Source organism: Cedecea neteri (genome assembly GCF_000758325.1).
GTDB classification, from domain to species: domain Bacteria; phylum Pseudomonadota; class Gammaproteobacteria; order Enterobacterales; family Enterobacteriaceae; genus Cedecea; species Cedecea neteri_B.
This window is the reverse complement of sequence record NZ_CP009459.1, coordinates 1,003,171-1,028,784: the sequence shown is the minus strand read 5'-3', so window position 1 is coordinate 1,028,784 and position 25,614 is coordinate 1,003,171. Positions and strand designations below refer to the sequence as shown.

21 protein-coding genes are annotated in these 25,614 nt (G+C 55.3%); 5 read left to right on the top strand and 16 right to left on the bottom strand.

The features are described from left to right. Nucleotides 1–9 precede the first annotated feature (9 nt). Nucleotides 10–2,079: a glycine--tRNA ligase subunit beta gene (gene glyS / locus LH86_RS04855; protein ID WP_039298892.1), complete on the top strand. Its 2,070-nt coding sequence runs from the start codon at nt 10–12 to the stop codon at nt 2,077–2,079. A gap of 181 nt (nt 2,080–2,260) precedes the next feature. Beyond that, on the top strand, nt 2,261–3,922 hold the full coding sequence (tcp, locus tag LH86_RS04850; RefSeq protein WP_039298889.1) for a methyl-accepting chemotaxis citrate transducer: 1,662 nt from the start codon (nt 2,261–2,263) through the stop codon (nt 3,920–3,922). A 92-nt stretch (nt 3,923–4,014) separates the two neighbouring features. On the opposite strand, the gene LH86_RS04845 is transcribed toward tcp, so the two are convergent. Then, nucleotides 4,015–4,761: a helix-turn-helix domain-containing protein gene (locus LH86_RS04845; RefSeq protein ID WP_039298886.1), complete on the bottom strand. Its 747-nt coding sequence runs from the start codon at nt 4,759–4,761 to the stop codon at nt 4,015–4,017. A 92-nt stretch (nt 4,762–4,853) separates the two neighbouring features. Here LH86_RS04845 and LH86_RS04840 point away from each other — a divergent pair, with 92 nt between their 5' ends. Next, nucleotides 4,854–5,246 carry a nuclear transport factor 2 family protein gene (locus tag LH86_RS04840; RefSeq protein WP_039298885.1) on the top strand — a complete coding sequence of 131 codons (393 nt, stop codon included), beginning with the start codon at nt 4,854–4,856 and terminating at the stop codon, nt 5,244–5,246. A gap of 90 nt (nt 5,247–5,336) precedes the next feature. Here the strand turns inward: LH86_RS04840 and LH86_RS04835 are convergent, their stop codons facing one another. Then, a complete protein-coding gene (locus LH86_RS04835; RefSeq protein ID WP_039298882.1) occupies nt 5,337–5,624 on the bottom strand; it encodes an HTH-type transcriptional regulator in 288 nt (95 codons plus the stop codon). A gap of 525 nt (nt 5,625–6,149) precedes the next feature. On the opposite strand from LH86_RS04835, the gene LH86_RS04830 reads away from it, so the two are divergent. Further along, nucleotides 6,150–6,965, top strand: coding sequence for a MipA/OmpV family protein (locus LH86_RS04830; protein ID WP_156107009.1), 816 nt, complete (start codon nt 6,150–6,152; stop codon nt 6,963–6,965). 291 nt (nt 6,966–7,256) lie between these two features. Continuing rightward, the gene (locus LH86_RS04825; protein WP_039296391.1) at nt 7,257–7,967 is read left to right on the top strand and encodes a DUF3053 domain-containing protein; all 711 of its coding nucleotides are present in this window, start codon (nt 7,257–7,259) and stop codon (nt 7,965–7,967) included. Nucleotides 7,968–8,036: 69 nt separating this feature from the next. Here the strand turns inward: LH86_RS04825 and ghrB are convergent, their stop codons facing one another. The 14 genes from ghrB to LH86_RS04755 all read right to left on the bottom strand — a co-directional run bounded on the left by ghrB (nt 8,037) and on the right by LH86_RS04755 (nt 25,536). Then, nucleotides 8,037–9,011 carry a glyoxylate/hydroxypyruvate reductase GhrB gene (ghrB, locus tag LH86_RS04820; protein WP_039298876.1) on the bottom strand — a complete coding sequence of 325 codons (975 nt, stop codon included), beginning with the start codon at nt 9,009–9,011 and terminating at the stop codon, nt 8,037–8,039. Between the two features lie 56 nt (nt 9,012–9,067). Continuing rightward, nucleotides 9,068–10,351, bottom strand: a complete 1,284-nt coding sequence (locus tag LH86_RS04815; protein ID WP_039298872.1) for an MFS transporter — start codon at nt 10,349–10,351, stop codon at nt 9,068–9,070. Nucleotides 10,352–10,419: 68 nt separating this feature from the next. Continuing rightward, nucleotides 10,420–11,355 (bottom strand): sugar kinase, encoded by a 936-nt coding sequence (locus LH86_RS04810; protein ID WP_039298870.1) that lies wholly within the window; start codon nt 11,353–11,355, stop codon nt 10,420–10,422. Nucleotides 11,356–11,357: 2 nt separating this feature from the next. After that, entirely contained in the window at nt 11,358–12,107 is a 750-nt protein-coding gene (locus LH86_RS04805) for a sugar phosphate isomerase/epimerase family protein (protein ID WP_039298867.1), read from the bottom strand. Between the two features lie 113 nt (nt 12,108–12,220). Further along, nucleotides 12,221–13,240 (bottom strand): LacI family DNA-binding transcriptional regulator, encoded by a 1,020-nt coding sequence (locus LH86_RS04800; RefSeq protein WP_039298864.1) that lies wholly within the window; start codon nt 13,238–13,240, stop codon nt 12,221–12,223. Between the two features lie 79 nt (nt 13,241–13,319). Continuing rightward, nucleotides 13,320–14,213 carry a LysR family transcriptional regulator gene (locus LH86_RS04795; protein ID WP_039298861.1) on the bottom strand — a complete coding sequence of 298 codons (894 nt, stop codon included), beginning with the start codon at nt 14,211–14,213 and terminating at the stop codon, nt 13,320–13,322. 58 nt (nt 14,214–14,271) lie between these two features. After that, nucleotides 14,272–15,459, bottom strand: a complete 1,188-nt coding sequence (locus tag LH86_RS04790) for an MFS transporter (RefSeq protein WP_039288986.1) — start codon at nt 15,457–15,459, stop codon at nt 14,272–14,274. Between the two features lie 201 nt (nt 15,460–15,660). After that, nucleotides 15,661–16,668 carry a dipeptide ABC transporter ATP-binding subunit DppF gene (gene dppF, locus LH86_RS04785; protein WP_039298858.1) on the bottom strand — a complete coding sequence of 336 codons (1,008 nt, stop codon included), beginning with the start codon at nt 16,666–16,668 and terminating at the stop codon, nt 15,661–15,663. Next, the gene (gene dppD / locus LH86_RS04780; RefSeq protein ID WP_039298855.1) at nt 16,665–17,648 is read right to left on the bottom strand and encodes a dipeptide ABC transporter ATP-binding protein; all 984 of its coding nucleotides are present in this window, start codon (nt 17,646–17,648) and stop codon (nt 16,665–16,667) included. Before dppD ends, dppF begins: the two co-directional genes overlap by 4 nt. 10 nt (nt 17,649–17,658) lie before the next feature. Then, entirely contained in the window at nt 17,659–18,561 is a 903-nt protein-coding gene (gene dppC / locus LH86_RS04775; protein WP_039288982.1) for a dipeptide ABC transporter permease DppC, read from the bottom strand. 9 nt (nt 18,562–18,570) lie between these two features. Beyond that, entirely contained in the window at nt 18,571–19,590 is a 1,020-nt protein-coding gene (dppB, locus tag LH86_RS04770; RefSeq protein WP_008457609.1) for a dipeptide ABC transporter permease DppB, read from the bottom strand. A gap of 174 nt (nt 19,591–19,764) precedes the next feature. Further along, nucleotides 19,765–21,372: a dipeptide ABC transporter periplasmic-binding protein DppA gene (gene dppA, locus LH86_RS04765; protein WP_039288980.1), complete on the bottom strand. Its 1,608-nt coding sequence runs from the start codon at nt 21,370–21,372 to the stop codon at nt 19,765–19,767. A 618-nt stretch (nt 21,373–21,990) separates the two neighbouring features. Beyond that, the gene (gene eptB, locus LH86_RS04760; RefSeq protein ID WP_039298853.1) at nt 21,991–23,673 is read right to left on the bottom strand and encodes a kdo(2)-lipid A phosphoethanolamine 7''-transferase; all 1,683 of its coding nucleotides are present in this window, start codon (nt 23,671–23,673) and stop codon (nt 21,991–21,993) included. A gap of 186 nt (nt 23,674–23,859) precedes the next feature. Then, nucleotides 23,860–25,536, bottom strand: a complete 1,677-nt coding sequence (locus LH86_RS04755; protein WP_039298849.1) for an LTA synthase family protein — start codon at nt 25,534–25,536, stop codon at nt 23,860–23,862. Nucleotides 25,537–25,614: the final 78 nt, after the last annotated feature.

Here is a 25,614-nt window from a genome sequence, read left to right as displayed (position 1 = left end):
GAGGCCGCCATGTCTGAAAAAACTTTTCTGGTGGAGATCGGCACTGAAGAGCTGCCACCAAAAGCCCTGCGCAGCCTGGCTGAATCCTTCGCTGCCAATGTTACCGCCGAGCTGGATGCGGCCAATATCGCCCACGGCGAAGTAAAATGGTTTGCTGCCCCGCGTCGCCTGGCGCTGAAAATCGCAAATCTGGCGGCTTCACAGCCGGATCGCGAAGTTGAAAAACGCGGCCCTGCGGTGTCTGCGGCGTTCGATGCTGAAGGCAAACCAAGCAAAGCCGCCGAAGGCTGGGCTCGTGGCTGCGGGATCACCGTTGACCAGGCCGAGCGTCTGGCTACCGACAAAGGCGAGTGGCTGATGTACCGCGCCCACGTGAAGGGCGAAAGCGTGCAGGCTCTGCTGCCGAACATGATTGCCACTTCTCTGGCGAAGCTGCCGATTCCTAAGCTGATGCGCTGGGGCGCGTCCGATATCCAGTTCGTGCGCCCGATTCATACCGTGACGCTGCTGCTGGGTGACGAACTGATCCCTGCCACTATTCTGGGCATTCAGTCGGCCCGCGTCATTCGCGGCCACCGCTTTATGGGCGAGCCGGAATTCACCATCGACAATGCCGACCAGTACCCGCAGATCCTGCTGGAGCGCGGGAAGGTCATTGCTGATTACGAAGCGCGTAAAGCCGTCATCAAACGTGATGCCGAAGAAGCTGCCCGTAAAATCGGCGGTCAGGCTGACCTGAGCGAAAGCCTGCTGGAAGAAGTTACCTCGCTGGTGGAATGGCCGGTGGTGCTGACCGCGAAGTTCGAAGAGAAATTCCTGGCCGTGCCTGCCGAAGCGCTGGTTTACACCATGAAGGGTGACCAGAAGTACTTCCCGGTCTACGCGGCTGACGGCAAACTGCTGCCGAACTTCATCTTCGTAGCGAACATCGAGTCCAAAGACCCGGTGCAGATCATCTCCGGTAACGAGAAGGTGGTTCGCCCGCGCCTCGCAGATGCCGAGTTCTTCTTCAACACCGACCGCAAAAAACGTCTGGAAGATAACCTGCCGCGTCTGGAAACCGTATTGTTCCAGAAAGAACTGGGTACCCTGCGCGACAAAACCAACCGTATCGAAGCCCTTTCCGGCTGGATTGCGGGCCAGATTGGCGCCGACGTGAACCACGCGACCCGCGCTGGCCTGCTGTCCAAGTGTGACCTGATGACCAACATGGTGTTCGAGTTTACCGACACCCAGGGCGTGATGGGCATGCACTACGCGCGCCACGACGGCGAAGCGGAAGATGTTGCGGTTGCGCTGAACGAGCAGTACCAGCCACGCTTTGCGGGTGATGCTCTGCCGTCTAACCTGGTGGCCTGTGCGGTGGCGATTGCCGACAAGATGGACACCCTTGCGGGCATCTTCGGCATTGGCCAGCATCCGAAAGGCGATAAAGACCCGTTCGCACTGCGCCGTGCCGCGCTGGGCGTGCTGCGTATTATCGTTGAGAAAAACCTGCCGCTGGATCTGCAGACCCTGACCGAAGAAGCGGTTCGCCTCTACGGCAGCAAGCTGACCAACACCAACGTGGTGGATGAGGTTATCGACTTTATGCTGGGTCGCTTCCGCACCTGGTATCAGGAAGAAGGCCATGCGGTTGACACCATCCAGGCGGTACTGGCGCGTCGTCCAACCAAACCGGCTGATTTCGATGCCCGCATGAAGGCGGTTTCCCACTTCCGTACTCTGGAAGCGGCGGCGTCCCTGGCTGCGGCTAACAAGCGTGTTTCCAACATTCTTGCCAAGTCTGACGAAGTGCTGAACGACTCCGTGCAGGCCACCGTGCTGAAAGAAGCCGAAGAAATTCGCCTGGCGACTAACGTCGTCGTGCTGCGCGATAAACTGCAGCCGTACTTCGCCGAAGGCCGTTACCAGGAAGCCCTGGAAGAGCTGGCCAACCTGCGCGAGCCGGTGGATGAGTTCTTCGACAAGGTGATGGTAAACGCGGAAGACAAAGATCTGCGTATTAACCGCCTGACGCTGCTGACCAAGCTGCGTGAGCTGTTCCTGCAGGTGGCGGACATCTCCCTGCTGCAGTAATTGCGTTGTGTTGTGAAGAAATCCCAAAACCCGCTTCGGCGGGTTTTTTTATTAATTTTATTAATTTTTTTACTTTCAAATATCAATGAATTAACAAAAAGTCCCGCCAGGGGCGGTAAGGGAAATCTGCGCCGAACCGATATATCTCATATCGGCCATTACCTCAGGAACGTTGGGCGCTATGAAAAATATCAAAGTTATCACCGGAATCGTCACCACGCTGGGGATCTTCAGCGTGCTCTTGCTGGTGACCGGGGCTCTGTACTACTCCTCCGTCAGCAGCGATCGCCTGAACTTCCAGAATACCGGCCTGCTGAACTACCAGCAGCAGCAGCTGGGCGGCAGCTTCCAGACGCTGGTTGAAACTCGCGTCACCATCAACCGCGTGGCGATTCGCGTGCTGAAAAATCAGCGCGATCCTGCCTCGCTGGAGGCGATGAACAAGCTGCTGGCGAATGCCGGTGTGCTGCTGGCCGACGCGCAAAAACAATTCTCCAGCTACATGGATTCCGATGATGTGCCGGGCCAGGATAAAGCCCTCGACGACAAAGCGGCGGCCAGCTTCAAGCAAATGCACGACGTTATGGCCCAGTCCATTGAGTTTCTGAAGGCCGATAACTACCAGGCTTATGGTAATCTCGACGCCCAGCAGGCTCAGGACGATTTCAAAGCCGTTTATAGCCAGTGGCTGACGCAGAACACCCGGCTGTTGAAGGCCGCCAGCGAACACAATCAAAGTAGCTACACCGGTATGCTCTGGACGCTGGGTACCATTTTACTGATTGTCATCGCGGCGCTGGTGGTTATCTGGCTGGGCCTGCAGCGCGTGCTGCTGCGTCCGCTAAAAAACGTGATGGGGCATATTCAGGCGATCTCCGAGGGGGATTTAACCCGTGCGATCGACGCCGAAGGGCGCAGCGAAATGAGCCGCCTGTCTGCCGGGCTTAAAACCATGCAGCAGTCGCTGGCGAAGACCGTGAGCGTGGTGCGCGACAATGCGGATTCTATTTACACCGGTGCCAGCGAAATCTCTGCCGGCAGCAGCGATCTTTCTTCCCGTACTGAGCAGCAGGCGGCAGCGCTGGAAGAAACGGCGGCCAGCATGGAGCAACTGACCGCGACCGTGAAGCAGAACACCGATAACGCTCGTCAGGCCACCGGTCTGGCGAAAAACGCCTCCGAAACCGCGCAGAAAGGCGGACGCGTGGTGGATAGCGTGGTCAGCACCATGAACGAAATCGCCGAAAGCTCCGGCAAAATCGTGGATATCACCAGCGTTATCGATAGCATTGCCTTCCAGACCAATATTCTGGCGCTGAACGCTGCGGTAGAAGCTGCCAGAGCGGGTGAACAAGGGCGTGGGTTTGCCGTGGTTGCGGGAGAAGTCAGAACGCTGGCCAGCCGCAGCGCGCAGGCAGCGAAAGAAATTAAAGTGCTGATTGAAAACTCGGTGTCGCGCATTGATACAGGCTCCAGTCAGGTTCGTGAAGCGGGCGCCACTATGAAAGAGATCGTTTCGGCGGTCACCCGTGTGACTGACATCATGGGCGAAATTGCGTCGGCCTCTGAAGAGCAAAGCAAAGGCATTGAGCAGGTGGCGCAGGCGGTATCTGAGATGGATAGCGTGACCCAGCAGAACGCCTCACTGGTGGAAGAGTCCGCTTCTGCCGCTGCGGCTTTGGAAGACCAGGCGAGCGAGCTACGCCTGGCGGTGGCGGTGTTCCAGCTTCAGCAATCCGGCGGGCGTCGTGTAGAGCCGATGCAGGAAAAACTCCGTCCTCAAGCGGCTACCTTAAAACCGCAAACGGCCTCGGCCTCTGATGCAAACTGGGAAACGTTCTGAATTTTTGATTGCCAGTCCTTTGCTCGTTCACCCCTGGTGGCGGTTTTCGAAAGCATATGCCTTCAAATTCCGCCGCCGCAAATATGCATGATTCATCCTGCTGATGGCGGGCAGGATGACACCTTAAATTGCCCCGGCGTCTTGCCAAATCTCAAACGGAACGCCTCGATGTAAGCGCTGATATTGCTGTAGCCGCTTAGCTCGGCGACTTCACTGATGGGTAAACCCGCAGTTATCCATTGAAGTGAAGAGATTATTTTTGCCTGTTGCCGCCACTGGCTGAAACTCAAGCCGGTTTGCTGGTTGAACAAACGGCTAAGATTTCTGACGCTCAGCCCCCATTGTTGAGCAAGCTGTGCCTGGTCGAGGCGGGTAGCGGGGTATTTCAATAATTCCTCTGCAACGTTACGTGCCCGGCGATCGGAGGGCAAAGTGAGTTCCAGGGGCCATTGCGGGAGCTGGTTGATTTCATGGCCCAGGAGTGTGAGAAGGCTACATAAATATTCTGATGACGGAGATTGGTTAGCATTAAGTTCTAAGCGTGCCAGGAGCGCAAACACGAAATGATCCGCTCCATAAATCCCTGGCACAATGGGGAATAAGGCACTGGAGGTTGGGGAGAGATAAAGGCTGCTTCCTTTTACCCTGCCAGGGAACCAGGCGCTGTGTTCTATTCCAGAGGGAAACCACCCCAGAGTGCCGGCGGTAACGTGCCACTGCGCTTGCTGCGTTTCAATCACCATCACGCCCTGCTCAAGCCAATAAAGTTGTCCCGAGGTATGTTTGTGCCAGGGCGTTGAGTGCTGTCCTAAATAATCAATTTTTTGTGTTTTTACCATATGGCCAGTTAACCGTATAAATTGTCCAGATACGGATAATAGCCATTTATTAATACTTCGTAGACTGGTGTCTCCAACAAAAGGAGCTTTCTATGAAATCACAAAGCCAAAGCGTTATTGACGCCTTACAGGAAATAATTTGTTGCCCCGAACATGATGAAAACAAAATTGCACGGTACTTTGCTCCGGATTACCGGCAAATCGTCGATGGCAAATCACTGAGCTATGATGAGTTCATTAATCATATGAGCACGCTAAAAGCGCAGACCCAGCAAATGCACCTATTGGTCAAAGCAGTTGTTGCTGAAGGAGATACCGTATTTACGCATCACTTTGTAAAAGTCGAGAAAAATCAGGGTGAATGGAGCGAATTTGAAGTGTTTGCCCGATTTACTTTACAGGCGAGTAAAATTCATCGCTGCGAAGAGCTAACCCGGATGATTCGTGGGGTGAGTGAGGACAGTGATTTTGGCAGCAGGTGCTGATTTTCTTTAGTACCCATCACGATGTTGCCAGGGACAGAATGACAAACCCCGCATCACGGCGGGGTTGTTTTCTTTCGACACAACGGTTTTCTAGCTTATTAACTGCTTACTGAGGCCTGGGTTGGCCTGAATCAGACGCATTAATTTCAGTTCGGTGACGGAGGGCTTGAGTCGTCTGGACTCCCATTCCTGCACCATCGTCACGCTAACCCCCATCGCCTGAGCAAAATCATCGATTTTTAGTCCGGTGCTTTTACGTAGCTGCTCAAACTCCGAGAAGGCGCTGGGTTTCTGACTCAGGCTAACGGCCTGATTATCTTTAAAAACAATCTGCTCAAGACTGCTAAGCAGCTCAATTATTGGATCTTTATATTCCATTGAGAACTCCTCATAAATCACACAGCGAGAACGTGAACGCAAAGAAGCTTATTAACTGTAGCTGGATTTAAAGCGTGCGTGGGATCACGTTAGTGGCTAAACGTGCTGAGAAAAATGCTTATGCGTTTCAGCTGAATACTGAGTCGAAGTAAGCGCTTGAAAATCCGGTGGGTAGGAGGAGTTAGTATAAAAATGTAAATAGTTATGCGTTCTCCGGCGCTATGGCAGGGGCTGAGGCTGGCTGTGGCACCAACGGGAGATGAAATTTTTCTGGACTGTCTAATGAACTCATATTAATAAATAACCCGGCAATTATTATTTAAATATCCTGAATGAAAATAGATTGGCTGTTATTGATTAGATGTCTAACGAATTAATTGTGATTTTTGTTTTGCTTTCGTTTATTAATGATGCGTTTCACTGTCGTTGTTGTTCGGTCTTTTTATTAAAAGCATAAATATTTATTTTTTATATGAAAATCAATGGCTTTAATTTTCTAATACCTAAATATTTTTTAAATAAAGGATGATTATTTTGAAAAAATCTCTGGCAATCTCGACATCGATATTACTCCTTTTACTGCCTTTTGTTTCCCAGGCGGAAGACGGCAAAGCGTTTTTAACTCTGGGCGGCGGCGTTGCGTTTGCACCGGCTTATCAGGGGGCAGATAAATACCGACCAACCGCGATTTACGACATTAATGTGGGTTATGGCCACGGAGATTGGGGGAGCGTGAGTCTGGGGAATAATGGCCTGAGCTGGGCTCTGCCGTTGGATGAACCGTTTGGTGTAGCGCTTTTGCTTGATTACGACTCCGGGCGAGATGAGGTGATTAAAACACTTGATGGACGGGACAAAACGCTTAAGGGAATGGGTGATTTAGGGGGCACATTGCAGGCGGGTGTGGAGCTGAGTTACCAGCTTGACCCTTTCCGTACCTATATAAAAGCATTGCAGGCAACAAAGAAAAGGCACTATGGCGGAGAGGATTTGGGACGTACGTTACTGGCTGAGCTTGGCGTTGGTACCATCACGCCTCTTAATGATCAGTTTTCTCTACAAACCAACCTCTCCACAACATGGGCAAACAGCGGCTATCAACGCGGCTATTTTGGTGTGACGCCTGAACAGGCACAGCGCACGGCTTTTTCTACCTGGCGGCCTGGCAGCGGTTTTAAAGATGTCACATTTAGCGCGGCGCTTAATTATGAGTGGACTCAAAATATAGCGTTACAGGCTGGAGCAGGTGTCACGGCATTAGTGGGCGACGCTGCCAAAAGCCCCATTGTTGAAAAGAAAGTGGCCGGACTGAGTTTTGTGAGTGCCAGCTACAGTTTCTGATATGTATTTCAGACGCGGTTGCGTTTCACGTAGTATCCCCTTATCTACCAGACGGCCAGATTATTGGCCGCTTTATTTTTAGTTTGATCGTTATTCCATATTAAAAGCATGGCCTTTGTTCTGGCTCAACCAGCGTCTGGCTGTGACTGGGGATAATCAAGGTAAAACCCCGCTCAGTGCGGAAAGAGATTATTGCGAAAGGGTATCTTGCGAAGGGCTGTTGGACTATTCTTAGCATCGTTATTGGGTGGCAATTTGCCAGGTAGTGCATTGGTGACAGGAGTAGAAATGATGGCGACAGGTAAGTCCTGGTCTCGCTGGTTTGCGCCGCTGGCGGCGTTATTAATGGTGGTGAGCCTGAGTGGTTGCTTCGATAAAGAAGGCGATCAGCGTAAGGCGTTCATCGATTTTCTGCAAAACACGGCTATGCGTAGCGGCGACCGCCTGCCGACGCTGACGTCCGATCAGAAAAAACAGTTTGGCCCGCTGGTCTCTGACTACGCCATTCTGTACGGCTTCTCCCAGCAGGTGAGCCAGGCCATGGACGAAGGCATGAAGCCGGTTGTGGATAGTGTGAACAGCATCCGCGCTCCGCAGGATTACATGACTCAGCGCGACGCGCTGCGCCAGGCTAACGGTTCTCTGAACGTTTTAGGTCAGCAGGTTCAAAATGCCAAGATGCAGGCCGACGGTGCGCTTGCCGCGCTGAAGCAGCCTGACGATCTGAAAACCGTTTACTATCAGGTTTACCAGAAAGTCGTCACCGGCCCGGCGAACGCCATGGCGCCGCTGATCCCAGCCGCGCAGACCCTGACCCAGCAGCTGGTGCAGGTGGGTGATTTTATCGCGCAGCAGGGAACTCAGGTTGGTTTTGCTAACGGTGGGATTCAGTTCCCGACTTCTCAGCAGGCAAGTCAGTACAACTCGCTGATTGGCCCGTTGTCCGCTCAGCACCAGGCATTTACTCAGGCCTGGGCCGCAGCGCAGACTGCTACGCAGTAAGTTTTATGCACTAAGAAAAAGCGGAGCGCTTCACGGCGACTCCGCTTTTTTATGGGTGTTGACGCAGAGCTATTTCAGCACCTGCGGATTCACGCAGTTCACTTCCACTTTACCGGTCAGCGCGGTAATCAGGTTTTCCACTGCGCATTCCGCCATGCCGTAGCGGGTTTCATGGGTGGCGGAACCGATGTGCGGCAGGGCCACCACATTTGGCATGCCGAGCAGCGGGGAGTCCAGCGGCAGAGGCTCCTGTTCGAAGACATCCAGCCCGGCGCCGTGAATTTTTCCCTCTTCCAGCGCCTGAATCAGCGCTTTCTCGTCCACCACCGGACCGCGCCCGACGTTGATTAAAATGGCTGAAGATTTCATTTTCGCCATTTGCTCTGCGCCAATCAGGTGACGGGTTTCGTCGCTTAGCGGCAGCAGAATACAAACGAAATCGGACTCGGCCAGCAGGGTGTCCAGGTCACAATAGCGGGCGTTGAAACGCTCTTCCGCTTCTTTATGCTGGCGGCGGGCGTTGTACAGAATTGGCATACTGAAGCCGAAGTGCGCCCGCTGCGCAAGGGCAAGGCCGATGCGTCCCATGCCCAGAATACCGAGCGTTTTATGATGCACGTCGATACCAAACCAGTCAGCGCCAATACTGCTTTGCCATTCGCCCACCTTCACGCGCTCGGCGACTTCCACCACGCGGCGTGCGCTGGACAGGATCAGCGCCATGGCGGTGTCGGCGACGGTTTCGGTCAGCACCGTTGGGGTGTGCATCAGAACAACGCCGCGTTCGTTCAGGGCGTCCACATTGAAGTTATCGTAGCCGACAGAGACGGTAGAAGCCGCACGCAGCTTTGGCGTATTCGCGAGAAACGCAGCGTCAACTTTGCCGCCGGAGCCCAGGATACCTTCCGCATTGGCAAACAGCGCTGCGTTCGCTTGCACGGTTTCCGGGCTGATATCTCCAAGCTGGGTGACGGTAAAGTGGCTTTCAAGGCGGGACAGCAGGTTGTCAGGCAGCGCCTTGTAGAGGATGACGGACGGCTTCATGAGATTCTCCGTTTTCGGTTAAACGCGAACCGGGCGACAGAGCGCCCGGCGCGGGGTCAGGCGTGATGTGCGCCGGACGGGATTTGTTGATGATTAGCAGGCTTCACAATCAGAGTAAGCCATACCGAGGCGAGCAGCGCCAGCCCCATAAAGACATAGGACGCCGCCGGGCTGCCGGTGGCGCCGTTCAGGTAGCCCACAAACCAGGAGCCGACGAAGGAGCCCAGCGCGCCCATGCTGTTAATTAAGGCCATCGCGCCGCCGGCAACGTTCTTCGGCAGCATCTCCGGGATAATGGCGAAGAAGGGACCATAAGGGGCGTACATCGCGGCTCCGGCAATCACCAGTAGCGTATAGGACACCCAGAAATGGTTGGCGCCAACCAGCCACGAGCCGAGGAACGCCAGGGCGCCAATCAGCAGTAGCGGCCAGACAAACAGCTTTCGGTTTTGCATTTTGTCCGATGCCCAGGAGACGGCGATCATCGCGATGGTCGCGGCCAGATAAGGCACGGAAGAGAGCCAGCCCACCTCCACCATTCCCATGCCTGCCGCGCCCGCACTGCGGATAATCGACGGCAGCCACAGCACGAAACCATACACGCCGATGCTCCAGGCAAAATACTGCATGCACAGAATAACCACATTACGTGACCGGAAGGCTTCACTGTAGTTACGCACGGCTTTGATGCCTTCCTGCTCTTTTTGTAGCTGTGCCTGCAAAGCGGATTTTTCACTGTCGGACAGCCAGCCCACCTGAGCCGGTTTATCTTTTACCAGCATCCACCAGGCAAACGCCCAGATAACCGCCGGGATCCCTTCGATGATAAACATTTCACGCCAGCCGAACGCTTGAATCAGGTAGCCGGAAACGACCGACATCCACAGCACGGTGACCGGGTTGCCGAGGATCAGGAAGGTATTGGCGCGGGAGCGTTCGGATTTGGTAAACCAGTTGCTGATATAAATCAGCATCGCTGGCATCACCGCCGCTTCAACCACGCCGAGGACAAAGCGGATGGCGGCCAGCATTGGAATGTTGCTCACCACGCCGGTCAGCGAGGCGCAGCCGCCCCACAGAATCAGGCAGACGAAGATAAGCTTACGCACGCTGCGGCGCTCGGCGTACATCGCCCCTGGGATCTGGAAGAAGAAGTAGCCGAGGAAAAACAGCGCCCCCAGCAGCGATGAAATGCCTTTGGTGATGCCGAGATCGTCGTTGATGCCTGCGGCGGAAGCGAAGCTGAAATTGGCGCGGTCGAGGTAAGCCAGGCTATACGTGATAAACACGATAGGCATGATGTACCACCAGCGCTTTGGCGCGATTGTCGGGGTTTTCATAAGAGTGCCTCTATCTTGAGGTTAACCGTATCGCTTTGTTTGTAGGGGACAGAGCGATGGATTTGGCGTTATTCGCCCAGTGCGCTTCGGGTCGGTAGCCCTTCGCTGTCACCGATGACCTGTATCGCCAGTGAGCCGATTTTGTTGCCCCGGCTGACGGCCTGATGCAAAGATTTCCCTTCCAGCAGGGCGCTGATCACCCCGACCGCAAAGCCGTCTCCGGCTCCCACGGTGTCCACAACGTTTTCGACTTTTACCGCCACGACGGCGCCTTTCTCGCCGTCTGCGGTTTTATACCAGGCGCCGTCTGCGCCGGTTTTTAGCACCACGACTTTTACGCCCTGATGCAGATAAAAATCGGCGATCCCCTCAGGCGTGTTTTGCCCGGTCAGCACAATGCCTTCTTTTACGCCGGGCAGCACCCAGTCGGCCTGGAATGCCAGCTGATTAAGCTGTTTCACCATTTCGGCTTCGCTACGCCACAGTACCGGGCGTAGATTCGGATCGAATGAAAGCGTTTTGCCCTGCTGTTTCATGGTCCGGGCCGCGTGGTTCAGCAGCGCCAGAGATGTATCTGAGAGTGCCGCCGCCACGCCGCTCAGATGCAGATGGCGTGCCGAGAGGAAGTACTCCTCGTTGAAATCGGCCACCGACAGGTGGCTGGCGGCGGAGTCTTTGCGGAAATACTCCACGATGGGATCGGTTCCATCTTCGACTTTGGATTTGAGCTGAAAACCGGTGCGGTACTGCTCGTCGACGGTAACACCGCGGCTGTCGATGTTTTCTTTCGCCAGCTGTTGCAGTACGTAGCGGCCAAAGGTGTCGTTGCCTACGCGGCTGACCCAGCCCACGTTCAGGCCCAGACGAGCCAGCCCCGTGGCGACATTTAACTCTGCGCCAGCCGCGCGTTTCACAAAATGCTCGGCGGCGGCAAGATCGCCAGTTTCGCTGGCGACAAACATCGCCATCGCTTCACCAATCGTGATGACATCGAGCTGATGCATGATTATTCCTCGCGTAAAAGATTGACGTAATGCCGGGTAACCGCGACCAGATTTCGCCCTTCCAGCGGAAACTCAATACCGCGCGGGGCATCGGGTGGCAGCATATTCAGCAGCCCTTTCCAGTCTGAACTGGCGTCATCCAGCGCCACAGCGCGGTAGCGGTTATGTTGGGCGACCGCTGTTTTGACGTGGATATAGCTCACGGAAGGCGCCAGCGCGCGGGCGGCCTGCTGCGGAGAGTCGTCCACCCACAGCCAGTTGGCCATATCGAAGGTGAGCGTCACCGGCAGGTTGTGAACGCCGCAGGCGGCCTGGAAGCGCTGCATCGGCGCGAGTTTGCCGCTGTCGGTTTGGTCGTTTTCCACCACAAGCGCTACGGTGCTTTCGCTGAGCCACCGTTTTAGCGTGTCGAATGCCCGGACAGTGTTGAACTGCCCGAGAGAGAGCTTCAGCCAGTGGGCGTTTAGCTGGTGGGCTTCCTGCAGAAGCGAAGGGATCAGCGGGTTTAGCTTGCCGTCGCCCGTGAACAGCGGCTCCGGCGCGGAGTAACAGGCCTCAAGCCCGTGCTGGGTAATTTCTCCGGCCACGGTCGACAGAAAATCCAGCTGTGTGGCGGTGAACAGTTCACGGCGGATTTCGACGCCGTCGGCCCCTGCCTCAGCAATGATCGGCAGCACCGCCTGCTGGCCACCGAGGGCGGCAAGGCGTTCGTGGCCGTAGGCAGCAGTGACGACGATAATTTTTCGCGGCATGGTGGTCTCCGGGCGATAACAACGAACAGTTGATGTTATTTACGCTAGATGGAACCGGTTCCAAAGAAAAGACCCTGCTTGCCAATTTATGAGCGCCATCACGAACAAAAGATTTAGCGGGAGGTGGAGCCGCGCACGATAAGATCGCCGGAGAATAGCTGTTCACGTACGGTTTCAGCTGTGCCTTCAATGCGCCTCACGACCTGCTCCAGCGCGGCGTAGCCTATCTGCCAGGTCGGTTGTTTCAGGGTGGTAATACCGACGCCGGCAAGTTCCGCCCACTCAAGCTCATCAAACCCCAGCAGGCCGATATCGCAGCCCCAGCTCAGGCCGAGGCGGCGCATTGCGCGGGCAACCTGCAGCGTGAGCGCGCCGTTGGCGGAGATCACTGCTTTGCGCATCCCGCGGTGACGGGTGTGGAACTGGCGTAGTGTGTTGTCGATTAACTGTGCATCATGCAGCGGCGTTTCGGCATTTTCGGCGATCACGCCGGGATAGCGCTCCAGCGTGCTGCGAAATGCTCGCAACCGTTCATGACGGGTGTTCACCATACCAAGCGGTTCGCTCAGGAAAAGGAGAGCTTCGAAGCCCTGTTCGATGAGGTGTTCGGTGGCGGTTGTTGCGGCCTGAATGTTATCCAGCCCGACCATATCGCAGGCAAAGTCCGGGATTTTACGGTCGATAAGCACCATCGGCAGGGCGGACTGCTGCAGGCGGTTGAGCCCCTCTTCACGCATCCCGACCGCATTGACCACAATCCCCTCCACCTGGTAGCTGCGCAGCAGGTCGAGGTAATGCAGCTCCTGGTCAACTTCGTTGTTGGTGTTACACACCAGCGGCGTAAAGCCCTTCTCGCGACAGGCGGCTTCTATGCCGCTCAGCACGTCAACGGAATAGGGGTTGGTGATGTCGGCAATGATCAGCCCGATGAGGCGGGTGCGGCCTCTTTTCAGGCCTCGCGCCATCTGGCTTGGGCGGTAGTCGAGTTCGGCAATAGCGCGCTCAATGCGGCCACGAAGATCGTCAGACAGCGCGTTCTGCTCGCCGTTAAGGTAGCGGGAAATGCTGGTCTTCCCGGTCTTCGCCGCTTTTGCGACATCGCTTATCGTAGGGCGCGCTGCCTTGCCGTTCATAGCCGTCTCCAGAGGGGTAACCCTGCGGAGAGTAACATATTTTTATGCGGGGGAAAGTGAGGCGGTGCCCTTGCATTCGTCAGGCAAATCGAGCCACAGCCCATTCAATAAACACCCGCAGCCTGGCGCTAAGGTGGCGGTTGGACGGGTAAACCAGGTACATCTGTTCTGGCGGCGGCTGATAGGCATCCAGCACGCTGACCAGCTTCCCGCTGTCGAGATACGGCTGTGCCGCAAAACGGACGACTTGAGTTAAGGCGGCCCCGGAAAGTGCAATGCCAAGATGGGCGTTACTTTCGTTGACACTTATCTGGTAGCGGTGTTGTACCTCGATGTTTTTTCCCCGGTCGATAAAGCGTAGCGGGTAGATGCGGTCGTTGCGTGCGTGGCGGTAATGCGCCAGCGGATACCCCTGCTCAAGTTCTTCAGGGCGGGCTGGCGTGCCGTAGCGCTGAAAGTAGCCCGGCGTCGCGCAGGTAACCCAGTCCATGGTAAACAGGCGGCGGGCAATCAAAGTGGAGTCGACCAGCGGGCCGCTGCGTATAACGCAGTCTGCGTTGTCGTTGATTAAATCCACCAGCCGATCGCTGACGCCAAGATCAATGGAGATATCCGGGTAGCGTTCAAGAAATTCCGGCAGGGCGGGGATCAGCACCTGGCGCGCTAACGATCCCCCGGCATCCACACGCAGCACGCCCTGAGGTTCGCTTTGTGATTCGGTCATGCTGCCTTCCATCTGCTCCAGGTCAGCCAGCCATTTTACGGTACGGCGGTAATAGCATTCACCCTCTTTGGTGACCGATACGCTGCGGGTGGTGCGCTGGAACAGCTTGGTTTGCAGGTGGTTTTCAAGATTCTGAATCAACTTGGTGACGGTAGCTTTTGGCATGCGCAGCGAGTCAGCGGCGCGGGTAAATCCGCCAGTTTCAACCACGCGATTGAACACCCGAATAGCCAGCAAATGGTGATCCATAACACTCTCCAACGAAAAACCCTGTCTCAGACAGGGTTTTGTTTATCCACGTAAACAATTATCCGCATTGTTTAGCGCTAATCATCCGGGTGCGCAAGGAGAGGCCGAAAACTAGCGTGGCCGAGAGCATCAGCGCCCCGCCAAACAGCATCGCGCTGCTTACACCATGCCAGTCCACCACTTCACCGCCGAGCAGAGCGCCTGACGCCAGCGCAATCTGAATCACCGTGACCAGCAACGACTGGCCGGCTTCTGGCGCATCTGGCACCGCTTCAAACATCCAGTTTGTGGCGCAAACCGGAACGGCCCCAAAAGCCAGGCCCCACACCAGCACCATGACCGTAGCGCCGGCCAGGCCGCTGAGTAACGGAGAAACGATCAGGATGATGGCCAGCATTGCCGTCACCAGAATAAAGGTCGCGCGCAGGCTGTGTTCCGCCAGGCGCTCACCGATAAAGGTTCCCAGCAGGCCAACCGCGCCGTAGGCCAGCAGTTGGAAGGTGATCACCGATGGGCTGAGGACAAAGACCTGTTGCAGCAGTGGACGCAGGTAGGTGTAAGCCGAGAAGTGGCCCACAAACAACAGCACGATGGCGATAAGGCCAATGCGGGCCATCGGCAGGCGCAGTGGAGACAGTAAATCCTGAACGGTAACCGGGCGGCCTGGCGGCACGGAAGTCAACAGGCGAAGCTGGGCGAGCAGCGTGATGGCGGCTAACCCGGCGCTGGCAAAGAATGCTGAACGCCAGCCGAACAGGTCGCCAATTAATGCTCCGGCCGGGACGCCGCAAACTGCACCAATGGACACGCCGCTGACAATCAATGCCACTGCGCGTCCCTGGCTCGCTTCCGGCACAAGGTGGCGGCCATAGTTCATTGAGAATGACCAGAACCCACCGACGCAGATCCCCAGCAGCACGCGACCCGTTAGCATCATTGGAAAGTTCACGGCCAGCGCGGACACAAGGTTTGAGACGACCAACAGCAGCGACAGGCCAAGCATCAGCAGGCGGCGGTCGAGGCTACCTGAAGCCAGGCTCAAAACTGGCGCGGCGACGGCGGCAACAATGCCTGGCATGGTGACCATCAGCCCGGCGGTACCGGTGGAGACATTGAGGGAGGGTGCGATGTTGGTCAGTAAACCGATGGGTAAGAACTCGGTAGTAACCATGACAAAACAGGCCACAGTCAGGGAAAAGACCGCGATCCACGGGGATGTTGCAGGTTTATCTTTATTATCAGGCATAAAAGTGTGCTTCCGCAGAGGCTACATGAGTGACAAGGATCACAATTTACGCAGTCAGCGGCGACGAATAAATGCAGGATTTATGATTTCACTGTTTCTGTGGAGGAATAATGTGGGTGAGATTTACGTTTTGAATAAAATGTATATTTAATCAAGTGGATAGTTGAATACCCTCCCCCAAAAGGGAGAGGGTAAAAACGATTAACGCAGTTCCCCGTTCACATCCTGGTCAACCGCGAAACACGCCACCAGCTGGCCGTTGCCGTAGTCTTTCAACTGCGGCTGGAGCTGGGTGCAAGGCCCGAAGCGACGGCTGCAGCGGGCATTAAAGGCGCAGCCCGGCGGCGGGTTCAGCGGGCTTGGCAGCTCGCCGGTCAGCTTGATGCGTTCGCGACGTTCGTCCGGGTTCAGGCGCGGCGTGGCGGACAGCAGCGCCTGGGTATACGGGTGGCGAGGATTGGAGAAGATCTGCTCTTTGCTGCCTTTTTCCACGCATCGGCCCAGGTACATCACCATCACTTCATCGGCGATGTGCTCCACCACCGACAGGTCGTGGGAGATGAACACGTAGGACAGCCCCAGATCCTGCTGCAAATCCATCATCAGGTTCAGTACCTGAGCACGCACCGACACGTCCAGCGCGGAGACCGGCTCATCGGCAATCACCACGTCCGGGTCAAGCATCAGACCGCGGGCGATAGCGATACGCTGGCGCTGGCCACCGGAGAACATATGCGGATAGCGGTCGTAGTGCTCGGTTTTCAGACCCACTTTCGCCATCATCTCCAGCGCTTTTTCGCGGCGCTCGGCTTTGCTCAGGTTGGTGTTGATTTGCAGCGGTTCTTCCAGGATCTGCCCCACTTTTTTACGTGGGTTCAGCGAGCCGTACGGGTTCTGGAAAACGATCTGGATTTTCTGCCGGCGCAGCTTTTCCGCCGAGGCGTCCGGGATCAGCAGATCCTGGCCCTGGTAGTAAAGCTCCCCGCCGGTCGGGACTTCGATCATGGTCAGCAGGCGACCGAGGGTCGATTTCCCGCAGCCGGATTCACCGACGACCGCCAGCGTTTTGCCACGCTCGAGGGTGAAGCTCACGCCGTCCAGCGCTTTTACCAGGCGTTCAGGAGCGAAAAAGCCCTTTTTCACCGGGTAGTGTTTTTTCAGGTCGATGGCCTGCAACAGCGGTTGCGCGGCGGCCTGTTGGGTACTCATAGGGTTGGCCTCCCGGCATCATCGAGTGGGTAGTGGCATTTGGACTGACGCCCGTCTGCCAGCAGAGTTAATTCCGGCTCTTCGCTGCGGCATTTGTCGGTCGCATACGGGCAACGCGGGTTCAGCAGGCAGCCGTTCGGGCGGTCGTATTTGCCCGGCACTACGCCCGGCAGCGAAGCCAGACGCGCTTTATCCTGAGCAAATTCCGGCAGCGCGCGGAGCAGAGCCTGGGTGTACGGGTGGCGCGGCGCGCGGAAGATATCGTGGGACGAACCCGCTTCCACAACCTGGCCTGCGTACATCACGATGATTTTATGGGCGGCTTCGGCAACCAGCGCGAGGTCATGGGTGATCAGGATCAGCGCCATGTTCTCTTTTTGCTGTAGCTCCAGCAACAGCTCGATGATCTGCGCCTGAATGGTCACGTCGAGCGCGGTGGTTGGCTCGTCGGCAATCAGCAGCTTAGGACGGCAGGCGATCGCCATGGCGATCATCACGCGCTGGCTCATCCCGCCAGAAAGCTGGTGCGGGTAAACGTCGAGACGTGAAGCCGGGTCAGGAATCCCCACCTGGGTCAGCAGGTCGATTGCGCGCTGACGACGGGTTTTCTTGTTGCCGCCCTGATGCACCTTAATGGCTTCCATAATCTGGAAACCGACGGTATAGCATGGGTTCAGGCTGGTCATCGGGTCCTGGAAGATCATCGCCACTTCGGCGCCCACCAGGTTGCGGCGCTCTTTCTCAGAAATGCGCTTCAGATCCCGGCCGTTGAATTCCAGTTTTTCCGGCATCACGCGGCCAGGGAAGTCGATAAGCCCCATAATCGCCAGCGAACTGACGGATTTACCGGAGCCGGACTCGCCCACGATGCCGACAACTTGCCCCTGATCCACACTATAGCTAATGCGGTCCACGGCACGGAACGGTGCGTCTTCGTCGCCGAAGTGCACCGATAATTTATCTACATTTAATAACGCCATCTCGAACCTCTTACTGCTTCAGTTTGGGATCGAGCGCGTCACGCAGACCGTCACCCATCAGGTTAAATGCCAGCACCGTTAGCAGGATTGCCAGACCCGGGAAGGTCACAACCCACCAGGCACTCTGCGCGAACTGCAACACGTCGGCGAGCATGGTGCCCCACTCCGGTGTTGGCGGCTGCGCACCCATGCCGAGGAAGCCAAGAGCGGCCATATCGAGAATGGCGTTTGAGAAGCCGAGCGACGCCTGAACGATCAGCGGCGCAAGGGTATTCGGGAAGATATTCACAAACATCTGGCGAACCGGGCCAGCACCCGCCACTCGGGAGGCGGTTACGTAGTCGCGGTTAACTTCCACCAGCACCGCCGCGCGGGTCAAACGCACATAGTGCGGCAGAGCCACGAAGGTCAACGCCAGCGCGGCGTTACCGATGGACGGGCCGAAGATAGCCACCAGCACCAGCGCCAGCAGCAGGCTTGGCAGCGCCAGCATGATATCGACCACGCGCATGATAATGTTGTCGACCACGCCGCCGAAGTAACCGGCGACCAGGCCCAGCACAATCCCCATCACCAGCGACAGGACGACCACCAGGCAGCCGACCAGCAGCGACAGGCGAGCGCCATACATCAGGCGGGAAAGCACATCGCGGCCGACGTCGTCGGTGCCGAGGATGTAGCTCCAGCTCCCGCCTTCCTGCCACACCGGCGGATGCAGCAGCGCGTCGCGGAACTGCTCGGCTGGCGCGTGGGGCGCGAGGAAGTTAGCGAAGATGGCGATGAAGATCATGATGGCGACGTACACCAGGCCGATCACCGCCCCTTTATTGCGTTTGAAGTAGTGCCAGAACTCCTGGAAAGGCGTCATCGGCTTGGGTGCTGCCACCACTTTATTTTCAGTCAGTTGCGTCATGATGGCCCCTTATTTCTTATGGCGTATACGCGGGTTCACCACGCCGTACAGCAGGTCTACCAGCAGGTTGACGAGGATAATCATCGTCGCCACCAGCAGCACGCCGCCCTGGACTACCGGGTAGTCACGACGCTGCAGGGCGTCGATGAGCCAGCGGCCAAGGCCCGGCCAGGAGAAGATAGTTTCCGTCAGGATGGCGCCTGCCAGCAGAGTACCGACCTGCAGGCCGATAACCGTGACGACAGGCAGCATCGCGTTGCGCAGGGCATGAACCACGATCACGCGCATACGAGTCAGGCCCTTGGCGCGAGCGGTACGGATGTAGTCTTCGCCCAGCACTTCCAGCATGGAAGAGCGGGTCATACGCACGATAACCGCCAGCGGAATAGTGCCCAGCACAATGGCAGGCAAAATCATGTGGGCGACGGCGTCAATAAAATCACCCGGCTGGCCCCAGATAGCAGTATCTATCAGCGCAAACCCGGTGAGCGGCAGGGAATCATCCAGGAACACGGTGTCGCTGATGCGCCCGGACACCGGCGTCAGGTTCCAGTGCACCGACACCAGCATGATGAGCATCATGCCCCACCAGAAAATTGGCATGGAATAGCCGGTCAGCGCCAGGCCAACGGCGGTGTGGTCGAAGATTGAACCACGCTTCACGGCGGCCAGAACGCCCACCGGGATGCCGACGGCAACGGCGAAAATCATCGCGCAGATGCCGAGTTCCAGCGTTGCTTTAAAGCGTGGCACGAACTCGTCCCAAACCGGGAGACGGCTCTTTAATGAAATGCCCAGATCGCCATGCATTACGCCCCAGATGTAATGGAGGTACTGCTGCCACATTGGCTTGTCGAGACCCATCTCGGCCAGCAGTTGGGCGTGACGCTCAGGAGAAATACCGCGCTCTCCGGCCATGATCATCACCGGGTCTCCGGGGATCATATGCACGAAAGCGAAGGTGAGTAGGGTAATACCTATAAACGTGGGGATGACTAACCCCAGTCGTCGGAGGATGAACTGCAGCATATCCCGGATTCTCTGTAGTGACGGAAAGCCTGGTAACTGTTCCGTCTGTATTGCTCACAAATGTTTCCCCCTCTCCCTTTGAGGGAGAGGGTCGGGGTGAGGGTGGACAACGCCAATACCCCTCACCCTAACCCTCTCCCCACGGGGGAGAGGGAATAAAGCACGTTACTTTTATTATTCGACGGACACGTTTTCGAAGTGGTGTTTGCCCAGTGGATCAACCACGTAGCCTTTAACTTCTTTACGCACTGGCTCGAACACGGTGGAGTGAGCGATGATCAGCGCTGGCGCCTGATCGTGCATCACAACCTGAGCCTGTTTGTACAGTTCAACACGCTTGTTGTGGTCGTCGGTGGCGCGAGCCGGCTGAATCAGATCTTCAAACGGCTTGTAGCACCAGCGAGAGTAGTTGGAACCGTCTTTCGCTGCGGCACAGCTGAACAGGGTGGCGAAGAAGTTATCCGGATCCCCATTGTCGCCGGTCCAGCCCATCATTACGGCCTGGTGTTCACCGGCTTTAGCGCGCTTCAGGTACTCGCCCCACTCGTAGGTCACGATTTTAGCGGTCACGCCAACTTTCGCCCAGTCAGCCTGAATCATCTCAGCCATGCGGCGAGCGTTCGGGTTGTACGGACGCTGTACCGGCATTGCCCACAGGTCAACGGTGAAGCCTTTATCCTGGCCCGCTTCTTTCAGCAGCGCTTTCGCTTTTTCAGGATCGTAGGTGTAGTCCTTCACGTCATCGTTGTAGCCCCACATGGTTGGTGGGATCAGGTTTTTAGCCGCGGTGCCCGCGCCCTGATAAACGGCTTTGATGATCGCTTCTTTGTTCACCGCGTAGGTCAGCGCCTGACGCACTTTCACGTCGTCAAACGGCTTCTTCTCGGTGTTGAAGGAGAGGTAACCCACGTTCAGGCCAGCCTGTTCCATCAGATTGATGTTCTTGTCTTCTTTCATGCGGGCGATGTCGGCCGGGTTCGGGAACGGCATCACCTGACATTCGTTTTTCTGCAGTTTGGCGTAACGCACGGAAGCGTCTGGCGTGATGGAGAAGACCAGGCGATCGATCTGCGGCTTGGTACCCCAGTAGCCCGGGAAGGCTTTATACAGAATACGGGAGTCTTTCTGGTACTGCAGCAGCTGGAAAGGACCGGTACCGATTGGGTTCAGGTCGGTTTTTTCCGGGGTGCCGGCTTTCATCATGTTGTCCGCATATTCTTTAGAAAGAATAGAGGCGAAGTCCATGGCCATGTCCGCGAGGAACGGCGCTTCTGGACGAGCCAGCACGAACTGCACGGTATTATCGTCGACTTTCTTGATGTCGGTAATCAGGTCAGGCAGGCCCATACCTTCGAAGTATTCGTAGCTGCCGCCGGAGACTTTGTGATACGGGTTGTCTTTGTTTTTCTGACGGTCGAAGGAGAACACAACGTCGTCGGCGTTGAAATCACGAGTCGGTTTGAAGTCTTTATTGTCCTGCCACTTCACGCCTTTACGCAGGTGGAAGGTGTAGGTTTTACCGTCCGGGCTAACGTCCCATTTCTCAGCCAGGCCTGGGATGATTTCGGTGGTACCGGTTTTAAATTCCACCAGACGGTTATAAATCGGTACGGAGCTGGCATCGTAAGTCGTGCCGGAAGTGAACAGCTGTGGGTTAAAGCCCTCTGGGGAACCTTCTGAACAGTAAACCAGGGTTTTGGCTTGTACGCTTGCTGCAACGGTCATGGCAACCAGGCTCAGACCAAATTTCAGCATCCCTGACTTCTTCAAGGAAATACTCATTATTCTGCTCCAATTATGTGTCGTGTTGTGTTTTGTAACCGTCTGACCATTGTTATTTGTGGGTGGTCGGTACGGTGTGCCCGGAGGCGGTGGTGAGGCTAGCAGTTCCTTTCGCGAGTCATGCATGGAGGTAGCACAGACGGTCCGTAAATAGCCCCTCTCGTCCTACAATCTGTCAACAGATTAAGGAAACGTCAATACAGGTCACGGGGATTTACAAGCAAGGTGGGATTCGGCGGGCAAAGATTAAAAAAACCTTCCGGGGACATTTCCAGCAGGGAAATTTATGCTACAGGCTTGTTACCAGAATATTGCACTGCTTAATTTGCAACCTATAGCGCGAACCGATTGTCCTGAATAGGTAAAATTTTGTGTTAAACGATGAATTGTTGCACGATTTATTTTGTGATCTGCATCGCTCACAGCGGAAAATGCTGTCCCTCATCATAAGCGGCCGCGCAAAAAACCACGCTTTTCCATAACCAAATACGATGAATTAATCTGGCCTTGCAGAAGCAAAAATGGCAGAAAATGATGCGAATAAACGGCGAGGCTGAAAATAGAAAAACACCCCGTAATACGGAGTGTTTTATTTAATTGTCGGATGCGGCGTGAATATTAATTCACGGCTTTATCCGGTACATGGCACCAGTTGTTATTCTGATTAATTCCCCCGTTGGGTGAGGTATAGCCCAGGCAGCCGAGGATGGTGTCGAACAGCTCAACGTGGCGATGAGGTACCTTCATGGCTGCCTGCTCTTGCAGATGCTTAAAGGCGTCGGCAGCCGTTGGATTTTCCAGGTATTTATCCGAGGCCCAAACCAGCAGCGGGACGCGGAATTGTTCCGGCGGTGCCATTTTACGCGGAGTGCCGTGCAGGTGCATGGAATCGCTGATAGACTCGCCGTGGTCGGCGGCGTAGAAGACAATCGCTTTCTTATCGCGAAGCTGGTCGAGCACGCTGTCTATCATCGTATCGACATAAAGTACCGAATTATCAAAAGCGTTAATCAGCATCTCCTTTGAACAGCCTTTGCCAATATCAATGCATTCTGGGGTCCATTTCGCAAAGCTGCGAGGGTAGCGCTGGGCATAGGAGAAGTGGGAGCCTTTGGTATGCAGAATCATCAGATGTTTGCCGTCAGGATTCTGCTCAAGGGATTGCTTCATCTCGTCTACCAGCAGCATGTCGTCCACGGTTCTGCCGCGGTTGCGGGGCTCTGCGGCGATTTGTTCGCGGAAGGCAAGGGTGTCAGGCATGGCATTTTTGTAGAACCAAATTTCGCTCTGCATGGCGTAAAGGTCGGTACTAAACCCCAGCTGCTTTAAGACCGCGAATATGTTTTGCTCTTTCAGCGTACGCTGAGGGTTATCTTCTGCCCCGCCTTCGCGGACGAACATACAGCGCAGCGAGAGTTTGGTGGCCGTGTCGCAGGACTCCCCGCGGAAGGCGACCAGGTTTTTTTCTTTAGCGAGGTTTGGCGTGGTGTCGCGGCCATAGCCAAATATCCCCATATGATCCCAGCGTGTGGTTTCGCCAATAATAAAAACCACATTGACATCGTCCAGACCCGGAGGCGTAACGTAGGTGAACTTTTTTGTGGGATTCATCAGCGAGCCGTTGCCGGTGGATTCGTCGGCATTTGCCCAGGCAAAAAGCCCCAGGGAAGAGACCCAATTGACCGGGACATAGGAGCTTGCCACGACGCCGCCGTAGCTTGCCATATCCGTCGTTGAACCCTGCTCATCGTCGGACTGCATTTCACCCAGCATGCGCAGCGGGGCCCAAACCAGCAGGCCCGCACATAGCAGGATAGCGATGTTTTTGATGCGCTGGCCGGGGGTTTTCAAGTGTTGAAGCAGCGTGTCTTGTGATGTGTTCACCCAGATAAGGAACAGCGGGATGGCGCTGACCAGCCCCATCCAGATCGCAAAGTGGTAGCCAACAACCTCTTTAGAGAGGTCGATATCGGTGGTCATCACTGAAGCGATGATGCCGTAGCCGATGACCACGTTGAAGAAGGTCATGTAGTAGCTGGCGGCCACGGAACACAGCACCACGAAGGAAGCCAGTACTCGCCAGAGATGACGACCAAAAATCGACAGCAGGCGTAACAGGAAAAACGTCACCAACAGGCAGGCCAAAAACTCGGCAGCTGCAGCCATGCCTTTCCAGGCAATGAAGACCTGGGCGCGGCTATCAAAACGTTGGTAGAAAACAGAGATATTCAAAAACCAGCCGATGTATACCCCAAGCAAAAGACACAGTTTTTGCTGAGAGAGTGTTTTTATGTAATTCATTCAGGCGTCCAGGCGATATAAAAAATTAGCGCTATTCAGACCGTAGAGTCGCCAGCTAGTTCTGAATGGCTAGTGAAACGAAGAGGAATCCTGGCGATGCATCAAAATTTGAAGGGCATGGCCGTTTTTTAACAAAAAAAGACCCCGCTTAGGTGGGGTCTTTTACGGTCTGTTTAGCAAAGAGGATCAGGGCTTCGAGGCTGCATGCAGTTCATCGTAGACATAATGCCGGTAACTATTAAACAGCGTTGTGTCCGGGCAATCATTCAGTCTGCCCTGGCATAAATAGCGCATATCGATATTGGCCTGGTAGAACGGCGACACTTTAAGCTGGGCCTGTTCGAGTAGCATTCCGCCAAGGAAAGCGATATCGGTGATGGCGCCGAGGCCCGCCACCGGCGGCGCATTAAAATTGTCACGCAGGCTAAATTGGGTGAAGAGGGACGGTTTTTGCTGTGCTGTGGTGTAGCCGTTCTCCCAGTCGATGCCGGGCTGATGATCGCCAAAGTACATAAACATGGTTGGTCGTTGGCGTTGATCAACGAACTGGAAAAAGTCAGCCAGCGCGGTTTCAGAGTTTTTAATCTTCTCGACATAATGGCTATATTTACCGGCTGAATCTTCATTTTTCACTACTGAAGCCAGCTGGTAATCATCAGAATGCCCTGAGTCATAGGGGCCGTGCTCATACATCGTTAACGCATAAATAAACAATGGCTTATTGGTTTGGCCGGCAAGGATCTTTTTCACATAGCCCAGGACGTCACCGGTCGTAATGTGCCAAAGGTTGTCCGACAAATCACCAGGGTAGCCCAACTCCTGCGGCTGAATGATTTTATCCACGCCCATCATGGTGTAGGCATGTCCGGCGTTATAGGCCGATTTATTGAATGGTGTCAGCACTACGGTGTAGTAACCGTTGTCTTTCATCTGCTTAAACAGACTGTCATTGACGTGATCGATAGCTGAATAAAAGACGGAGTTTTTCAGCGCCCCAAAATCATCGCTGCGCATTCCGGTTAAGACCGCGAATTCAGACAGCCATGTGCCGCCCCCAAAGGTTTGTACGCGCATCAGAGTGTGGGCTTTCACCTTACTGTCCTGCTCAAACATAGAAAAGTGAGGCAGTAATTTAGGGTCTGGTACCTTATACAGGCGGGGATCCACCGTCGATTCCTGCAGCAGCAGAACGATATCAGGCTTTACGCTGGCTGAGGCAGTTGTCTTGTTATTCAGCGCCGCTGCGCGAGAGGCAAATTCCAAAGACGTTGCCTGAGGGAACGTTGGCGCGTCGTACTGAGTCTGGATGCCGGACAACGCCAGGTTCGACAGTACACCGGTACCGCCAGGCAACTGGGTTGCCCAGTTGCGCTGATTTTTTAGCACGCTATGGCTAAGCGTAGATGCAGAGCCCAGCATCACGGCGAGGGCTATCAGCGGGGCGAGCATCCCTTTGCGGCGCGGTGCGACACGCCAACTGATGATAATTGTCAGGATGAGCAGCGCTATCATTGCCGCAACTGCGAGCCCCGCAGAGGGATAGTGCAGCAGCGTGCCCGCATTGGCGGGATCGGCCATCAGGAAAAAATCACTGAACAGCAGCTGGTCTTTGTAATAGTGGACCTTAAGCTGGTTGCAAAATTGCAGCAGAATGACCAGCAGGCTGCTGGTGGCAACGGCAAAAATGACTCTGGCGGAAAATAAATAAAATAAACCGCAGGTAAAAATGAAGGCACTTGCAGCGATAACAACGGGATAGACATCAAGCGGTGAGTTACCCGCAATCATAATTAGGGCTGCAATCAGTAGCAATGAGACATAAATATATGTCCAGAGCGATTTTCGGCTGGTTTTTTTTACCATGATGCTCGTTTTCTCTGTGGAACTGTTCTGGATAGCAAATGCTGTCTTAGGAGAGACATCCCTCTGCTAGCCTGACGA

What these genes read in the sequence shown, in the direction of transcription:
- glyS (WP_039298892.1), top strand. Translation starts at nt 10, where the DNA reads ATGTCTGAAAAAACTTTTCTGGTGGAGATCGGCACTGAAGAGCTGCCA.
- tcp (WP_039298889.1), top strand. Translation starts at nt 2,261, where the DNA reads ATGAAAAATATCAAAGTTATCACCGGAATCGTCACCACGCTGGGGATC.
- LH86_RS04845 (WP_039298886.1), bottom strand. Translation starts at nt 4,761, where the DNA reads ATGGTAAAAACACAAAAAATTGATTATTTAGGACAGCACTCAACGCCC.
- LH86_RS04840 (WP_039298885.1), top strand. Translation starts at nt 4,854, where the DNA reads ATGAAATCACAAAGCCAAAGCGTTATTGACGCCTTACAGGAAATAATT.
- LH86_RS04835 (WP_039298882.1), bottom strand. Translation starts at nt 5,624, where the DNA reads ATGGAATATAAAGATCCAATAATTGAGCTGCTTAGCAGTCTTGAGCAG.
- LH86_RS04830 (WP_156107009.1), top strand. Translation starts at nt 6,150, where the DNA reads ATGATTATTTTGAAAAAATCTCTGGCAATCTCGACATCGATATTACTC.
- LH86_RS04825 (WP_039296391.1), top strand. Translation starts at nt 7,257, where the DNA reads ATGGCGACAGGTAAGTCCTGGTCTCGCTGGTTTGCGCCGCTGGCGGCG.
- ghrB (WP_039298876.1), bottom strand. Translation starts at nt 9,011, where the DNA reads ATGAAGCCGTCCGTCATCCTCTACAAGGCGCTGCCTGACAACCTGCTG.
- LH86_RS04815 (WP_039298872.1), bottom strand. Translation starts at nt 10,351, where the DNA reads ATGAAAACCCCGACAATCGCGCCAAAGCGCTGGTGGTACATCATGCCT.
- LH86_RS04810 (WP_039298870.1), bottom strand. Translation starts at nt 11,355, where the DNA reads ATGCATCAGCTCGATGTCATCACGATTGGTGAAGCGATGGCGATGTTT.
- LH86_RS04805 (WP_039298867.1), bottom strand. Translation starts at nt 12,107, where the DNA reads ATGCCGCGAAAAATTATCGTCGTCACTGCTGCCTACGGCCACGAACGC.
- LH86_RS04800 (WP_039298864.1), bottom strand. Translation starts at nt 13,240, where the DNA reads ATGAACGGCAAGGCAGCGCGCCCTACGATAAGCGATGTCGCAAAAGCG.
- LH86_RS04795 (WP_039298861.1), bottom strand. Translation starts at nt 14,213, where the DNA reads ATGGATCACCATTTGCTGGCTATTCGGGTGTTCAATCGCGTGGTTGAA.
- LH86_RS04790 (WP_039288986.1), bottom strand. Translation starts at nt 15,459, where the DNA reads ATGCCTGATAATAAAGATAAACCTGCAACATCCCCGTGGATCGCGGTC.
- dppF (WP_039298858.1), bottom strand. Translation starts at nt 16,668, where the DNA reads ATGAGTACCCAACAGGCCGCCGCGCAACCGCTGTTGCAGGCCATCGAC.
- dppD (WP_039298855.1), bottom strand. Translation starts at nt 17,648, where the DNA reads ATGGCGTTATTAAATGTAGATAAATTATCGGTGCACTTCGGCGACGAA.
- dppC (WP_039288982.1), bottom strand. Translation starts at nt 18,561, where the DNA reads ATGACGCAACTGACTGAAAATAAAGTGGTGGCAGCACCCAAGCCGATG.
- dppB (WP_008457609.1), bottom strand. Translation starts at nt 19,590, where the DNA reads ATGCTGCAGTTCATCCTCCGACGACTGGGGTTAGTCATCCCCACGTTT.
- dppA (WP_039288980.1), bottom strand. Translation starts at nt 21,372, where the DNA reads ATGAGTATTTCCTTGAAGAAGTCAGGGATGCTGAAATTTGGTCTGAGC.
- eptB (WP_039298853.1), bottom strand. Translation starts at nt 23,673, where the DNA reads ATGAATTACATAAAAACACTCTCTCAGCAAAAACTGTGTCTTTTGCTT.
- LH86_RS04755 (WP_039298849.1), bottom strand. Translation starts at nt 25,536, where the DNA reads ATGGTAAAAAAAACCAGCCGAAAATCGCTCTGGACATATATTTATGTC.